Source organism: Streptomyces sp. NPDC016851 (assembly GCF_055562795.1).
This window is the reverse complement of sequence record NZ_JBVHEP010000016.1, coordinates 43,574-59,522: the sequence shown is the minus strand read 5'-3', so window position 1 is coordinate 59,522 and position 15,949 is coordinate 43,574. Positions and strand designations below refer to the sequence as shown.

The window sequence follows — 15,949 nt, the reverse complement described above, 5'->3', positions numbered from 1 at the left end:
GATGACGCTCCGTCAACTGGTGCGTACTCCAGGTACACTTCCCGACCCTCCCAGCGCCGGTGGGCAGCGCACGTGCATCACCTGACCCGCCACCCGAAGGAGTGAACCCCGGAGGGGAGTTGGGGGGCAAGTTCCGCTGGCCCTTGCAGCGGCCTTGCGCGGCGGGCCGGTTGGACGCCGTGCGCGGGCGGTGGCAGTATTCGCCACCACGCCTTCCCGGAACAAATCATTCCAGCCCAAACAGGGCGTCTGACCTGCATGACCGCACCGGTCCGGCAACCATTGCCAGCGTTTTGCGGACCTTGTGAAGGGCTCGTGCAGACTGGCTGGATGCGTACTGAACTCGCCTCGGAACCGGGAGACGCGGACCGCCCCAACGAGGACTTCGCCAGTGTCGGACTACCGGCCTCCGGACAGGGCGGTTCGGTCGTCGTCCTGGATGGTGTCACACCGCCGAAGGGCGGGACGGGTTGTCTGCATTCCGTCCCCTGGTTCACCGCGCGCCTCGGCGGAGCCCTGACCGAACTGACCGTTTCACTCCCGGATGTTCCTCTGGTCGACGTCTTGTCCCGCGCCATCGCGCGTACCGCCGAGGCACACGCCTCAACCTGTGACCTTTCTCACCCGCGCACCCCTCAGGCCACGGTGGTCATGGCGCGCTGGTCCCCGGAGGCGGTGGAGTACCTGGTCCTGTCGGACTCGGCGCTCCTCGTGGAGTCCCCGGACGGTGTGGTGACGCCCTTGCTGGACGACCGGCTGGCCCTGCTCCCCCGCTCGGCCCTGGCCACGGACGCGCTGGTGGACTCCACCTACCGCAACCGGGAAGGCGGCTTCTTCACGGCGGCGGCCGATTCCTCGGTGGCCCGGCGCGCGGTGACCGGCACCCTGCCCCGGCACGAGGTGCGCGCCCTGGCCGCCCTGACGGACGGCGCCGCCCGCTGGGTGGAGCGGTTCGAGGAGGGCGACTGGACGGACTGCTTCCAGCTCCTGCGCAAGGAGGGACCGCAGGCGCTGGTGGACCGGGTGCGGACGCTGGAGCGGGCGGATTCGGCCAGGTCGTTCCTGGGCCGGAGCAAGACGCACGACGACGCGACGGTCGTGTACGCCGAGTTCTAGCCACCCTGGGCCGGGTGCGGTGCTACTTCTCCATGCCCCGGGTGCTACTTCTCCATGCCCCGGTTGAGCTGGTGCAGCAGCCGGGCCAGTTCCGTCACCTCGCCGGTGTCCCAGTCGGCCAGGCGGCCGGCGTAACGGGCGCGGCGGGCCTCGCGCACCCGGCGGACCCGGTCGTGGCCCTCCTGGGTGAGGGCGACCAGCCAGGCGCGTCCGTCGGCGGGGTCGGGCTCGCGGGCGATCAGGCCCAGGTCCTCCAGGGCGCGCAGCTGGCGGGACATCGTGGCCTTGCCGACGCCGATGTAGGCGGCGAGTTCGGTGGCCCGCTGCTTGCCGCACTCGTCCAGCCGTACGAGCAGGCCGTACGCGGAGGACTCCAGGTCGGGGTGGACCTCCCGGGCCATCTCGCCCTGGCTGGCCCGGGCCCGCCGCAGCAGCACGGTCAGCTCCCGCTCCAGCGCCAGAAAGGCAGTCTGATCCACACCGGTTCCGGCCAGGGAGGGGTCCCGGTGTCCGTCGTCGTTGCCGTCCTCGTGCACGTGAGCCCCGCCTCGGTCGTCGCCCGCTACCTGCATTTTCCGCCCTGTGCGGCCGTCGCCGCAGTTCGGCAAGTATTCCGCAGGTCACGGGTTGCGCGTCCACAGGGCCGCCACAGGGTGAAGGCCCGGGCCTCCCTCACGGGACCCGGGCCTTCCCTCATCCGATGACCTCCGTCACGCGGCCACCGGAACCTCCGGCGCCGCATCCGCCGTGGCGGGCGCGAGCGCCAGCTCCAGGACCTGGCGGACGTCGGTGACGGCGTGGACGTCGAGCTTGTCCAGCACCTCCGCCGGGACGTCGTCCAGGTCGGGTTCGTTGCGCTTGGGGATGATCACGGTGGTGACCCCGGCGCGGTGGGCGGCCAGCAGCTTCTGCTTCACGCCGCCGATCGGCAGGACCCGGCCGGTCAGCGAGACCTCGCCGGTCATCGCCACGTCCGTGCGGACCAGGCGGCCGGACAGGAGCGAGGCGAGGGCCGTGGTCATCGTGACGCCGGCGCTGGGGCCGTCCTTGGGGACCGCGCCCGCCGGGAAGTGGATGTGCACGCCCCGGTCCTTCAGATCGCCCACCGGCAGTTCCAGCTCGGCACCGCGGGAGCGCAGGAAGCTCAGCGCGATCTGCGCCGACTCCTTCATCACGTCCCCCAGCTGACCGGTCAGGGTCAGCCCGGCCGCGCCCGTCTCCGGGTCGGCCAGGGACGCCTCGACGTACAGCACGTCACCACCGGCGCCCGTCACCGCGAGGCCCGTCGCCACGCCCGGCACGGACGTCCGGCGCTCGGCCGGGTCCTGGGCGGACTCGGGCACGTGGTGCGGCCGTCCGATCAGCGCGCGCAGGTCCTCGTCCCGGACGGTGAACGGCAGCTCCCGCTCACCCAGTTCGTGCTGGGCCGCGACCTTGCGCAGCAGCCGTGCGATCGACCGCTCCAGGTTCCGCACGCCCGCCTCGCGGGTGTACTCACCGGCGAGCTTGCGCAGCGCGCCCTCGTCGATGGCCACCTCGTCCTTGTCGAGCCCGGCCCGCTCCAGCTGGCGCGGGAGCAGGTGGTCGCGGGCGATGACGACCTTCTCGTCCTCGGTGTAGCCGTCCAGGCGGACGATCTCCATCCGGTCGGCCAGCGCCTCCGGGATGGCCTCCAGGACGTTGGCGGTCGCGAGGAAGACCACGTCCGACAGGTCCAGCTCGACCTCCAGGTAGTGGTCCCGGAAGGTGTGGTTCTGCGCCGGGTCGAGCACTTCGAGCAGGGCCGCGGCCGGGTCGCCCCGGAAGTCCGAGCCCACCTTGTCGATCTCGTCGAGCAGCACGACCGGGTTCATCGACCCGGCCTCCTTGATGGCGCGGACGATCCGGCCGGGCAGGGCACCGACGTACGTACGCCGGTGACCGCGGATCTCGGCCTCGTCGCGGACGCCGCCGAGGGCGACGCGCACGAACTTGCGCCCCATCGCGTGGGCGACGGACTCGCCGAGGCTGGTCTTGCCGACGCCGGGCGGACCGACGAGCGCGAGCACGGCACCGCCGCGCCGCCCGCCGACCACGCCCAGCCCCCGGTCGGTACGCCGCTTGCGCACCGCCAGGTACTCGGTGATCCGCTCCTTCACGTCCTGGAGGCCGGAGTGCTCGGCGTCGAGGACGGACTGGGCGCCCTGGATGTCGTAGGCGTCCTCGGTGCGCTCGCTCCACGGCATCTCCAGGACCGTGTCGAGCCAGGTGCGGATCCAGGAGCCCTCGGGCGACTGGTCGGAGGACCGCTCCAGCTTGTCGACCTCCTTGAGCGCGGCCTCGCGGACCTTCTCGGGCAGGTCGGCGGCCTCCACGCGGGCGCGGTAGTCGTCGGACTCCTCGGCGGGGTCCTTGCCTGCCTCGCCGTTCAGGTCGCGCAGCTCCTTGCGGACCGCTTCGAGCTGGCGCCGCAGCAGGAACTCGCGCTGCTGCTTGTCGACGCCTTCCTGGACGTCCTTGGCGATGGACTCGGCCACGTCCTGCTCGGCGAGGTGGTCGCGCAGCTGCTGGGTGGCGAGCTTCAGCCGGGCCACCGGGTCGGCGGTCTCCAGCAGCTCGACCTTCTGGCCGGTGGTCAGGAACGGCGAGTAGCCGGAGTTGTCGGCGAGCGCCGAGACGTCGTCGATGGCCTGGACCCGGTCGACGACCTGCCAGGCGCCGCGCTTGCGCAGCCAGGCGGTGGCGAGGGCCTTGTACTCCTTGACCAGTTCGGCGACCTGCCCGGGCAGCGGCTCCGGGACGGATTCGTCGACGCTGGTGCCCTCGACCCAGAGGGCCGCGCCGGGACCCGTGGTCCCCGCACCGATCTTCACCCGGCCCCGGCCGCGGATCAGCGCGCCCGGATCGCCGTCGGCCAGCCGGCCCACCTGCTCGACGGTGCCGAGGACACCGGTGCCGGCGTATGTGCCGTCGATGCGCGGCACCAGGAGTACCCGGGGCTTTCCGGGTGTTGTCCGAGCAGCGGCCTGGGCGGCCTCCACCGCGGCACGGACCTCGGAGTCGCTCAGGTCCAGCGGGACCACCATCCCGGGCAGGACGACCTCGTCGTCGAGCGGCAGCACGGGCAGGGTGAGCGGTGTGGACGTCGAAGCCATGATCTCCCCTTCGGCAATCAAGTTGAGCTATGCCGACTCAATGCTCGGGAGCCGCCGGATGTTCCCCACCCGCTGTTCGCCGTGAGCGATCGACCGTGACGCCAGGGGCGATCGGGGCCGTAGAGTCGGCCACGTAACAGATCAATGCGGCGAGTGGGTATTACCAGGGGGCGGCGTGGACAGGACCGTGCAGGCGTGGGTGGACGGGTGGATCGTGTCGCGCGGGGCCGCTCCGCCCGTGACGGAGCCGTGGGGCTGCACGATCGACGTGGGGACGAACGGACACGTCACACGGCACGTGTTCGGCGCGACCGGCGACGACCTCGACGAGACGGCCGTCCGCAAGGTGGCCGGCGCGGTGACCGGGGCCGGGGTCTGGCTGAAGGCCTTCCGGGACCCGTCGGTGGTGGCCGGCTGGCTGGACGACAGCTGGTGGATCGACCCCGAGCCCGGCTACCTGATGACCGTCCCGCTGACCCCGGCGGACGTTGCGGACGTGCCCGACGGCTACCGGCTGCGCAGCTGGTCGCGCGGCGGAGTGACGCGAGTGATGGTGGCCGCGCCGGACGGTTCGCTGGCGGCGCGCGGGCAGATCGCCCCGACCGGCGCCACCGCCGTCGCCGACCAGATCGAGACGGCGCCGGAGCATCGCCGCAAGGGACTCGGCAGCCTCGTCATGCGGACGTTGCAGAGCGCCGCCGTTCGTCAGGGGGCACACACCGGTGTGCTCGCCGGTACGCCCGCGGGGCGAGGGCTGTACGAGGCGCTGGGCTGGGAGGTGGCGGCCCTGCTCACCAGCGCGAAGCACGACCCGCGGACCTGAACGGTCCCGCCTTCAGCGCCGGGCAGGTCAGAGCGGGCCGGTGGGCCTGCCCCGCCACCGCCGGAGCACCGGCCAGGTCGCGATCCCGATGGCCAGGGCGATCAGATGCCCCCAGTTCGTCAACGGGTCGGCGAGGGCGAGCAGGTCCTGGAGCAGCATCCCGCCGAAGCCGGCCAGCAGCGGCACGCGCAGCCAGAGCGGCAGCAGTCCGGCCAGGGCGCCGGTGCCGGCGGCGACGCCGAAGCTGACGCCGTAGTCGAGGCGGTGCAGCGAGCTCTCGGGGAGCTGCCCGGCCAGCACCGCGAGCCCGACCGGGACCTCGGTCGCCAGGGTCGCGAGGACATGCCCGAGCAGGAAGACCCCGGCCGTGCGCAGGCCGCCGATCCGCCGTTCCAGCGCGGTCAGCACGAGCACGAACCCGATCGCGAACGGCGAGGCCACCCCGCCCGCGAGCCACAGCGCGCTGCCGACCAGCACCAGCTCCGGCGTCCGCACCAGGTGCGCCACATCCGTACTGGAGCCCTGGAGCAGGGCGTGCACCAGGGCGGGGTCCGCGTACGCGGAGAACAGCGAGGTCAGACAGAGGACGATCCCGTAGCCGAACGTGAACGGCGTGCCCGTGGGAGTGGGGAGCAGCCGCCACAGCCGCGGTGTCCGGAGCCGGAGCCGGGGCTTCCCCGCCTCGGTGGGCTCTCGCACGTCCGGGACCGCGGTTCCGCACGGCACCCGGCCGCCGGCCCGCTGCCGCGGCACCCCGTCCAGCAGCGCCGGCACACCGGGAACGGGCACGTCCGAAGGCGTCGGCGTGGCCGTCTCGTCGGCCGGCGCGGTGCGGTCCACGGCGGGCGCTCCTTCCGTCATGTCCCACACTTCGCGCACCTTCGCCCCCTGTCTGTGACGGGCGCCACGCGAGACCCGATTCACAGCAACCTGACAGCAGCGCACGGCGTCCCCTGCCGGCCCGTCCGTAATGCTTGGCGCCGGACGCCCCTCACCTGCCAGGATGCTCGGATGCCCACCTCGAACGACACCCCCCTCGTGCTGGACCGTCGCGAGGGTCCGCACGGCGAGGTCGTGCTGCGACGGCACGGCGGCCGGCTGGAGATCATCGCGAACGGCTGCTTCCTGATGGACACCTCCGACGGCCGCTCGGAGCGGCGGCTGGTCGACGCGGCCCTGGACGCCCTGACCGGCCGGGACCGCCCCGAGGTGCTGATCGGCGGACTCGGCGTCGGCTTCTCCCTCGCCCACGCGGCGGCGAACCCGCGCTGGGGAGGGATCACGGTCGTGGAACGCGAGCGCGCGATTGTCGAATGGCATCGCGACGGCCCGCTCTCCGCCTTCTCCGCCGAGGCCCTCGCCGACCCCCGCACGAAAATCGTCGAAGCCGATCTCGTGGCCTACGTCAATGAGACATCCGACACGTACGACGCCCTGTGCCTCGACATCGACAACGGACCCGGCTGGACGGTCACGGAGGGCAACCAAATCCTCTACGGAGAAGCCGGACTGGCAAGCTGCGTACGGGTGTTGAGGCCCGGCGGGGTACTCGCCGTCTGGTCCGCCCAGCCCTCCCCGGAATTCGAAGAAACCCTGCGGAATGTCGGGTTCCAACAGGTGCGTACCGAAGAGATCCCGGTTGCCCGGGGCGTTCCGGACGTCGTGCACCTCGGCATCAGCCCTGGATAGCAAAGGTGTGCTGACTCCCCGTACGCTGCTCCTCTGACGCCGATCATTCAAGCGTCAATCGCAACCATGCGCAGACCGAGGAATCACCCCACTGATTCCGGAAAGCACACCCCAGGGGCGGGCGATGGAGCAGACACACACCTCCCACAACGGTTCGGCGACGGCTACACCGGGCGCACAGCGCCGGGTTCTCGTCGTCGAGGACGACGCCACGATCGTGGACGCCATCGCGACCCGCCTGCGAGCCGAGGGATTCCTCGTGCAAACAGCGGGTGACGGTCCGGCCGCCGTCGACACGGCCGAGGCCTGGCAGCCCGACCTGCTGATCCTCGACATCATGCTGCCGGGCTTCGACGGTCTGGAGGTCTGCCGGCGCGTGCAGGCCGCCCGGCCGGTGCCGGTGCTGATGCTCACCGCGCGCGACGACGAGACCGACATGCTGGTCGGGCTCGGCGTCGGCGCCGACGACTACATGACGAAGCCGTTCTCGATGCGGGAGCTGGCGGCGCGCGTGCACGTGCTGCTGCGCCGTGTGGAGCGGGCCGCGCTGGCCGCCGCGACGCCGCGCAGCGGCATCCTGCGCCTCGGCGAGCTGGAGATCGACCACGCGCAGCGCCGGGTCCGGGTCCGGAGTGAGGATGTTCACCTCACGCCGACCGAGTTCGATCTGCTCGTGTGCCTGGCGAACACCCCGCGCGCGGTGCTCTCCCGCGAGCAGCTGCTCGCCGAGGTCTGGGACTGGGCGGACGCCTCCGGCACCCGCACGGTCGACAGCCACATCAAGGCGCTGCGCCGGAAGATCGGCGCCGAGCGGATCCGTACGGTGCACGGCGTCGGCTACGCCCTGGAGACCCCGACGCCATGAGCGGCGGGCCGGCCGCACGGAGAAACCCCCGGGAGCCGGAACCCTGGGGCGGGGTGAGCCCGTTCTCGATCAAGACCAAGCTGGGCGCGCTGGTCGTCATCTCGGTGCTGATCACCACGGGCCTGTCGGTGATCGCGGTGCACACGAAGACGGAGCTGCGCTTCATCACGGTCTTCTCGATGATCGCCACACTGCTCATTACGCAGTTCGTGGCCCATTCGCTCACCGCACCGCTGGACGAGATGACGGCCGTGGCCCGTTCCATCTCGCAGGGCGACTACACCCGCCGGACGCGGGAGAACCGCCGTGACGAGCTGGGCGACCTGGCCGTGACGATCAACGCCATGGCCGACGAGCTGGAGGCGCAGGACAGCCAGCGCAAAGAGCTGGTGGCGAATGTCTCGCACGAGTTGCGCACGCCCATCGCGGGCCTGCGCGCGGTGCTGGAGAACATCGTCGACGGCGTCACGCAGGCGGACCCGGAGACGATGCGCACGGCACTGAAGCAGACCGAGCGGCTCGGCCGGCTGGTGGAGACGCTGCTGGACCTGTCCCGCCTCGACAACGGCGTCGTACCGCTGAAACAGCGGCGGTTCGAGGTGTGGCCGTACCTGTCCGGCGTGCTGAAGGAGGCCAACATGGTCGCCTCCGTGCGCGCGGGCATCGCCACCGGCTCGGGCAGTCACACCCGTACGGACGTCCATCTGCACCTCGACGTGCACCCGCCGGAGTTGACCGCGCACGCCGACCCGGAACGCATCCACCAGGTCGTGGCCAACCTCATCGACAACGCGGTCAAGCACAGCCCGCCGCACGGCCGTGTGACGGTCAAGGCGCGGCGCGGCGTGCTGCCGGAGTCGCTGGAGCTGGAGGTCCTGGACGAGGGCCCCGGCATTCCGAAGTCCGAGTGGCACCGCGTCTTCGAGCGGTTCAACCGCGGCAACGTCAAGCGGCCGCAGGGCCCGGGGAGCGACGGCGGTACGGGTCTCGGCCTGGCCATCGCGCGCTGGGCGGTGGATCTGCACGGCGGGCGGATCGGAGTGGCCGAATCCGAGCGGGGTTGCCGGATTCTTGTCACTCTTCCGGGACTTCCATCTGTGCCAAGTTGACGTAAAGTTCGAAGCGGAGCCACAAGATCCACGGGCGTCCGCACTGACGGACACGTGTGATCAGGCACAGGCCCGCGCCGTCGGCGTGTGAGGCCCTGCCCCGCCCTTCCCTCTTTAAGCGGAACCACGCTTGTTTCCCGCCATTTCAAGCCCCGAAACACACTTCAAGATGTGACTTGCACGACGTTGAACGGGCCCGACCTGACCTACCCGGTCCAGGGGGCGTAGCCTTGATTCCCGCTGTCCATCATCTTGTGAAGCGGAAGAGGGCGGTTGCCGCCGTGTCGCCACAGTCCCCCAGTAACTCGAGCATCTCGACCGACACCGACCAAGCGGGGAAGAACCCTGCCGCGTCGTTCGGTGCCAACGAGTGGCTCGTCGACGAGATCTATCAGCAGTACCTCCAGGACCCGAATTCCGTAGACCGAGCCTGGTGGGACTTCTTCGCCGACTACAAGCCGGGCGCCGCTGCCGCCTCGGCTCCGGCGGGTACCGCGGCCGCGGGGGCCGCGGGGACCACCACCGCTCAGCCGGCCCAGGCCGCCCCGGCCCAGGCCGCCCCGGCCCAGGCCGCGGCCCCCGCCCCGGCGGCCCCGAAGCCCGCGGCCGCCGCGCAGGCTCCCGCCCAGGCGAAGCCCGCCGCGCAGGCCCCGGCTCAGGCTCCCGCCCAGGCCCCGGCTCAGGCGAAGGCCGCCCCGGCCGCCAAGCCCGCCGCCGCGAAGCCGAAGGCCGAGCCCGCCGGTGAGGCCCCCTCGGGTCCCGAGCAGGTCGTGCTGCGCGGCCCCGCCGCCGCGGTCGCGAAGAACATGGACGCCTCCCTGGAGCTGCCCACGGCCACGTCCGTGCGCGCGGTCCCGGTGAAGCTGCTGTTCGACAACCGCATCGTCATCAACAACCACCTCAAGCGGGCGCGCGGCGGGAAGATCTCCTTCACGCACCTGATCGGCTACGCGATGGTCCAGGCCATCAAGGCGATGCCGGCGATGAACTACTCGTTCGCGAAGGTGGACGGCAAGCCGACCCTGGTCAAGCCGGAGCACGTCAACCTCGGTCTCGCCATCGACCTGGTCAAGCCGAACGGCGACCGCCAGCTGGTCGTCGCGGCGATCAAGAAGGCCGAGACGCTGAACTTCTTCGAGTTCTGGCAGGCCTACGAGGACATCGTCCGCCGCGCCCGCGACGGCAAGCTGACGATGGACGACTTCTCCGGGGTCACGGTCTCCCTGACCAACCCCGGCGGCCTCGGCACGGTCCACTCGGTGCCGCGTCTGATGCCCGGCCAGTCCGTGATCATGGGCGTCGGCTCCATGGACTACCCGGCGGAGTTCCAGGGCACCTCCCAGGACACCCTGAACAAGCTCGGCATCTCGAAGGTCATGACGCTCACGTCGACCTACGACCACCGGGTGATCCAGGGCGCCGCCTCCGGCGAGTTCCTGCGCCAGGTCGCGAACCTCCTGCTCGGCGAGAACAACTTCTACGACGAGATCTTCGAGGCGCTGCGCATCCCCTACGAGCCGGTCCGCTGGCTCAAGGACATCGACGCCAGCCACGACGACGACGTCACGAAGGCCGCCCGCGTCTTCGAGCTGATCCACTCCTACCGGGTCCGCGGCCACGTCATGGCCGACACCGACCCGCTGGAGTACCAGCAGCGCAAGCACCCCGACCTGGACATCACCGAGCACGGGCTCACCCTGTGGGACCTGGAGCGCGAGTTCGCCGTCGGCGGCTTCGCCGGCAAGTCGATGATGAAGCTGCGCGACATCCTCGGCGTGCTGCGCGACTCGTACTGCCGCACCACCGGCATCGAGTTCATGCACATCCAGGACCCGAAGCAGCGCAAGTGGATCCAGGACCGTGTGGAGCGCCCGCACTCCAAGCCGGAGCGCGAGGAGCAGCTGCGCATCCTGCGCCGTCTGAACGCCGCCGAGGCGTTCGAGACCTTCCTGCAGACCAAGTACGTCGGCCAGAAGCGCTTCAGCCTGGAGGGCGGCGAGTCCGTCATCCCGCTGCTGGACGCGGTCCTCGACAGCGCTGCGGAGTCCCGCCTGGACGAGGTCGTCGTCGGCATGGCCCACCGCGGCCGGCTGAACGTCCTGGCCAACATCGTCGGCAAGTCGTACGCGCAGATCTTCCGCGAGTTCGAGGGCAACCTCGACCCGAAGTCGATGCACGGCTCCGGCGACGTGAAGTACCACCTGGGCGCCGAGGGCACCTTCACGGGCCTGGACGGCGAGCAGATCAAGGTCTCCCTGGTCGCGAACCCGTCGCACCTCGAAGCCGTCGACCCGGTCCTGGAGGGCGTCTCCCGCGCCAAGCAGGACATCATCGGCAAGGGCGGCACGGACTTCACGGTCCTGCCGGTGGCGATCCACGGCGACGCGGCCTTCGCGGGCCAGGGCGTGGTGGCCGAGACCCTGAACATGTCGCAGCTGCGCGGCTACCGCACCGGCGGCACGGTCCACATCGTCATCAACAACCAGGTCGGCTTCACCGCGGCCCCCGAGTCCTCGCGCTCGTCGATGTACGCGACGGACGTGGCGAGGATGATCGAGGCCCCGATCTTCCACGTGAACGGCGACGACCCGGAGGCCGTGGTCCGCGTGGCCCGCCTGGCCTTCGAGTTCCGCCAGGCGTTCAACAAGGACGTGGTGATCGACCTCATCTGCTACCGCCGCCGCGGTCACAACGAGTCGGACAACCCGGCCTTCACCCAGCCGCTGATGTACGACCTGATCGACAAGAAGCGCTCGGTGCGCAAGCTCTACACCGAGTCCCTCATCGGTCGCGGCGACATCACCCTGGAAGAGGCCGAGCAGGCGCTGCAGGACTACCAGGGCCAGCTGGAGAAGGTCTTCACGGAGGTCCGCGAGGCCACCTCGCAGCCGACGATCGTGGAGACCTCCGACCCGCAGGCCGAGTTCCCGGTCGCCGTGAACACCGCGGTGACCACGGAGGTCGTCAAGCGGATCGCCGAGTCCCAGGTCAACATCCCCGACCACATCACCGTCCACCCGCGTCTGCTGCCGCAGCTGCAGCGCCGGGCGGCGATGGTCGAGGACGGCACGATCGACTGGGGCATGGGCGAGACCCTCGCGGTCGGCTCCCTCCTCCTGGAGGGCGTCCCGGTCCGCCTGGCCGGCCAGGACTCGCAGCGCGGTACGTTCGGCCAGCGCCACGCGGTCATCATCGACCGCAGCACGGGCGACGAGTACACGCCGCTGCAGTACCTCTCCGAGGACCAGGCGCGTCTGAACGTCTACAACTCCCTCCTCTCCGAGTACGCGGCGATGGGCTTCGAGTACGGCTACTCGCTGGCCCGCCCCGAGGCGCTCGTGATGTGGGAGGCGCAGTTCGGCGACTTCGTCAACGGCGCGCAGACGGTCGTGGACGAGTTCATCTCGTCGGCCGAGCAGAAGTGGGCCCAGACCTCCGGCGTCGTCCTGCTCCTGCCGCACGGCTACGAGGGCCAGGGCCCGGACCACTCCTCGGCCCGCCCGGAGCGCTTCCTCCAGATGTGCGCCCAGAACAACATGACGGTCGCCATGCCGACGTCGCCGTCGAACTACTTCCACCTCCTGCGGTGGCAGGTGCACAACCCGCACCACAAGCCGCTGGTGGTCTTCACGCCGAAGTCGATGCTGCGCCTGAAGGCGGCTGCCTCGAAGGCGGAGGAGTTCACGACCGGCCAGTTCCAGCCGGTCATCGGCGACCCGTCGGTGGACGCGGCCGCGGTCAAGAAGGTCGTCTTCTGCGCTGGCAAGGTCTACTACGACCTGGAGGCCGAGCGTCAGAAGCGCGGCGTCACGGACACGGCGATCATCCGCATCGAGCGCCTGTACCCGCTGCCGGGTGCCGAGCTCCAGGCGGAGATCAAGAAGTACCCGAACGCCGAGAAGTACCTGTGGGCCCAGGAGGAGCCGGCGAACCAGGGTTCCTGGCCGTTCATCGCGCTCAACCTGATCGACCACCTGGACCTGGCGGTCGGCGCGGACGTCCCGCACGGCGAGCGCCTGCGCCGCATCTCTCGCCCGCACGGCTCGTCCCCGGCGGTCGGTTCCGCGAAGCGGCACCAGGCCGAGCAGGAGCAGCTGGTGCGTGAGGTGTTCGACGCGTGAGCCACTGAACACCGGCTCGTAGCAGGGCCCGGCCCCGGGAACACGCGTCCCGGGGCCGGGCCTTTCGCCGTCCGGAGTGTCAGATCGGCTGCGGTTCGAAATCCCAGTAGGGGCGGTGACGTTCCAGGATGTACTGCGTGTGCGGGTGATCCGGGCCGAGCAGGACGGTGAGCCGGGCGGCGACATCGTGGTGCAGCTTCTCCGCCTCGGCGCGGTGTCCCAGGTCGGCGAGGTCGAGAGCGAGACCGGCGCGCAGGCTGATCGTCAGGATGTGATCGTCGCCCAGCACCCGCGCGGAGCGTTCGGCGGCGTCCCGGCCGAGAGCGGCCGCGGCGTCCGTCTCCCCGTTGGCGGCGAGGGCGGCCACCCCGTTCTTGGCGCAGCCGATGGCCCATGGATGGTCCCGTCCGACGGCCTGCTCCATCTCCCGGACAGTGGTGAGGGACAGCTCCAGAGCGGCGCGCCGGTCCCCCATGTCCCGCATGACGGTGGCCACGTTGTCCCGGGCTCCGACGCAGTAGGGGTGCTGTTCGCCCAGCAGGGCCGCGTACTGTTCGGCGGTGAGCTCGGCGAGCTCCCTGGCCTCGGCTGCGCGCTCCATGTGCCGCAGCAGCATCGCGTAGTCGCAGGAGACCATGAGCGTTTCGGGGTGCGAAGCGCCGCGTCGGCGCAGCAGCTTCTCCCGTACCTCCCGCATCATGGCGTACGCGAACTGGAGGTCACCGTCCCGGCGGGCGCACAGCGCGAGGTTGTGCTCGGCCTGCAGGGTCTGGCTGTGGTTGCGGTCGAGGACCTGGCTGTGGACGCGGGAGTTGTGGCCCTGGATCGTCATCGCCTCCCGGTAGCGGCCGAGCAGCCGCAGCATCCAGGCGCTGCGCAGCGCCGAGTTGAGCGTGGCGACGTCCTTGCCGCCGAGGAGCTGGACCCGGGCCTCGAAGACGCTGCGGTGCAGGGCGAGCGCCTCGGTGTAGTGGCCCTGTAAGCCGATGGCGACGGCGAGGTTGCTCCGGATGCTGAGCGTGCGGGGTACGTTCTCTCCGCCGAGTTCCCGCGCGGCGCTCTCGGCGGCCTCCTCGAACAGGGTCCGGGCCTCCGTGTAGCGGCCGAGCGCCATCAGTGTGCCGCCGAGACCGTCCTTGGCGCGGATCACTTCGATGGGGCGGACCCCGTGGGCGTCGCGCAGCCGCCGCAGGTTCTCCTGGCCGACCTGCTCCGCCTCGGTGTACCGGCCGAGTCTGCGCAGCATGTTGCCGAGCTGGTGGACGGCGACGAGGACCGACCGGTCGGTGTCGCCGAATCTGGGCCGCCAGTTGTCCACCGCGAGCCGGCTCAAGGCCCAGCCGTCGTGGTATTCGCCGCGCATCCGCAGGTACTCGACGCAGTTCAGCACGAGGTCCCGGACATCCTGGTCGGAGGCCTTCAGGGCACCGGACGGTTCCAGGTGCGGGATGATCACGGAGTATCGGGCCCAGTTGCCGGCGGAGGCCGAGTCGCGCGGGTCGGCGGAGACCAGGACCCTGCGGGCGGCGGCGGAGTAGCGCGCGGCGTCGCGAGGCGACTGCACGGACCGTACGAACCGGTGGAACAGGCGGTGCATACGGACCGTGCCCACGGTCTGCGCGTCCATGCGAGGGCCCTGCTCGTACTCGATGCGCATGGAGGTGACCTCGGAGAGCCTGCGCAGCGCGGTGTTCCAGCTGCTGGGCTCGGCGATCAGTTCGGCCAGCTCGGGCGGCAGGTCGGCGAGCCGGGCCGTCTGCAACAGGCGTACCGGGACCACGTCGTGTGCGAAGCAGACCAGCAGGTTGAGCAGCTGCCAGGCGGGTTCGTGGCTCTCCCGCAGCGTGTTGATCAGCTTGGACCAGGCGATCTCGTACTTGGGGTGGTGGCCGGAGGCCATGACGCCGAATCGGTCCGGCTTGCCGTCCCGGATGTCGCGTATGTAGTCGTTGACGGTGACGCCCGGGTTGAGCTGGAGCCAAGCGGCGGTCTGGTCGAGCAGCAGGGGCATGTCCTCCACCGCCTGGGCGAGCCGCTCCGCCTCATGGTCGGTGAGCCGCACGGCGCGCCGCCGGGCGAACGCGACACTCTCCCGGCGTGCGAAGGCCGGCACGTCGATGACCTCGGCGTGGGCCGACCACTCACCTCGGTGGGTGGTGACGAGGACGTGTCCACGCCCGTCGGGGACGAGCCCGCTCAGTCGCTCGGGCTCCTCGGCCCCGTCCAGGACGAGCAGCCAGGGGCGGGCGGTGCCGTCGAGCTCACGCTGTACCGCCTTGATGGTGGCCGACAGGTCGCCGGTGCCCGGAACACCCATGGCCGGGGCGAGCTCGGCGAACTGCTGGCGCGCGGTGACGCGCTGGGCGGCGCTGATCCACCAGACGATGTCGTACTCGCCCGCGAACCGGTGGACGTACTCCATCGCGAGCTGCGTCTTGCCGTTGCCGCTGGGCCCGCGCAACGCCACGGCGGCGCCGTCCCGCCCCTTCGCCGAGAACGCCCCGTACACCTGCTCCAGCAGTTCGGAGCGGCCGACGAAGCGGTGGTTGCGCCGCGGTACGCCGCCCCACACCTCCGGCGGGTCGTCCGGGAAACGCGGGCCGCGGCTGAGGTCCGGGGCGACGGGGCCCGTGATGCCCGCGAGGTCCAGGACGCGGTCGCGGGCCGCCTCGGGAGTGAGGCCGCGCAGTTCGACGGGGGCGAGGGCGATGACGGCGGAGGGCATCGGCTGGGCGGTGACGCTGACGGCGGCGACCCGGTCCCCGTGCTCCGTCAGCAGTTGCCTGAGCACGCCGGCCCAGGCGTCGAAACGGTCGCGGTCCAGCTGTTCGTGCCAGTCGTCGATGACGAGCAGGATCCGGCCCGGGGCACTCAGCAGGTCGTTCAGCGCCTCGACGGCGGCCGGTCGCCGCAGCGGATTCCAGCGCACCAGCGTCGTGGCCCGCCCGGCGGCCCGGATCTGGTGGTCGATCCACTTGGCCCAGGATTCGCTCTGCCCGGCGAAGATCACTGTGACGTGTCCGAGCTCCGCCGTCATCTCGCTGTCCCCTCAACTGAACCTGGTCACGACTGTGCACAGGTTATTCAATTGT

Annotated in this window: 10 protein-coding genes; 6 read left to right on the top strand and 4 right to left on the bottom strand. The window is 70.8% G+C overall.

Translation table 11 applies throughout. The annotated features are described in order from the left end of the window. Positions 1-330: 330 nt before the first annotated feature. On the top strand, positions 331-1,116 hold the full coding sequence (locus ACZ3I3_RS24650; RefSeq protein WP_467368440.1) for a protein phosphatase 2C domain-containing protein: 786 nt from the start codon (positions 331-333) through the stop codon (positions 1,114-1,116). A 44-nt stretch (positions 1,117-1,160) separates the two neighbouring features. Here ACZ3I3_RS24650 and ACZ3I3_RS24645 read toward each other — a convergent pair whose 3' ends face one another. Together ACZ3I3_RS24645 and lon are read right to left on the bottom strand one after the other, a co-directional pair. Then, positions 1,161-1,652, bottom strand: coding sequence for a MarR family winged helix-turn-helix transcriptional regulator (locus ACZ3I3_RS24645; protein WP_467368651.1), 492 nt, complete (start codon positions 1,650-1,652; stop codon positions 1,161-1,163). A gap of 174 nt (positions 1,653-1,826) precedes the next feature. Beyond that, entirely contained in the window at positions 1,827-4,250 is a 2,424-nt protein-coding gene (lon, locus tag ACZ3I3_RS24640) for an endopeptidase La (RefSeq protein WP_467368438.1), read from the bottom strand. Between the two features lie 175 nt (positions 4,251-4,425). Between lon and ACZ3I3_RS24635 the strand changes: the two genes are divergently transcribed. Then, positions 4,426-5,073, top strand: a complete 648-nt coding sequence (locus ACZ3I3_RS24635) for a GNAT family N-acetyltransferase (RefSeq protein ID WP_467368436.1) — start codon at positions 4,426-4,428, stop codon at positions 5,071-5,073. A 27-nt stretch (positions 5,074-5,100) separates the two neighbouring features. On the opposite strand, the gene ACZ3I3_RS24630 is transcribed toward ACZ3I3_RS24635, so the two are convergent. Further along, a complete protein-coding gene (locus ACZ3I3_RS24630; protein ID WP_467368434.1) occupies positions 5,101-5,913 on the bottom strand; it encodes a rhomboid-like protein in 813 nt (270 codons plus the stop codon). A 171-nt stretch (positions 5,914-6,084) separates the two neighbouring features. Between ACZ3I3_RS24630 and ACZ3I3_RS24625 the strand changes: the two genes are divergently transcribed. The 4 genes from ACZ3I3_RS24625 (at position 6,085) to ACZ3I3_RS24610 (ending at position 12,857) form a co-directional block, all read left to right on the top strand. Continuing rightward, on the top strand, positions 6,085-6,762 hold the full coding sequence (locus ACZ3I3_RS24625) for a spermine/spermidine synthase domain-containing protein (RefSeq protein ID WP_467368432.1): 678 nt from the start codon (positions 6,085-6,087) through the stop codon (positions 6,760-6,762). A 124-nt stretch (positions 6,763-6,886) separates the two neighbouring features. Beyond that, positions 6,887-7,627: a response regulator transcription factor gene (locus tag ACZ3I3_RS24620; protein ID WP_010040369.1), complete on the top strand. Its 741-nt coding sequence runs from the start codon at positions 6,887-6,889 to the stop codon at positions 7,625-7,627. Next, complete coding sequence (locus ACZ3I3_RS24615) at positions 7,624-8,736, top strand: HAMP domain-containing sensor histidine kinase (protein WP_467368430.1); 1,113 nt, start codon at positions 7,624-7,626, stop codon at positions 8,734-8,736. Before ACZ3I3_RS24620 ends, ACZ3I3_RS24615 begins: the two co-directional genes overlap by 4 nt. Before the next feature lie 281 nt (positions 8,737-9,017). Beyond that, entirely contained in the window at positions 9,018-12,857 is a 3,840-nt protein-coding gene (locus ACZ3I3_RS24610) for a multifunctional oxoglutarate decarboxylase/oxoglutarate dehydrogenase thiamine pyrophosphate-binding subunit/dihydrolipoyllysine-residue succinyltransferase subunit (protein ID WP_467368428.1), read from the top strand. Between the two features lie 79 nt (positions 12,858-12,936). On the opposite strand, the gene fxsT is transcribed toward ACZ3I3_RS24610, so the two are convergent. Beyond that, positions 12,937-15,894 (bottom strand): FxSxx-COOH system tetratricopeptide repeat protein, encoded by a 2,958-nt coding sequence (gene fxsT, locus ACZ3I3_RS24605; RefSeq protein ID WP_467368427.1) that lies wholly within the window; start codon positions 15,892-15,894, stop codon positions 12,937-12,939. Positions 15,895-15,949: the final 55 nt, after the last annotated feature.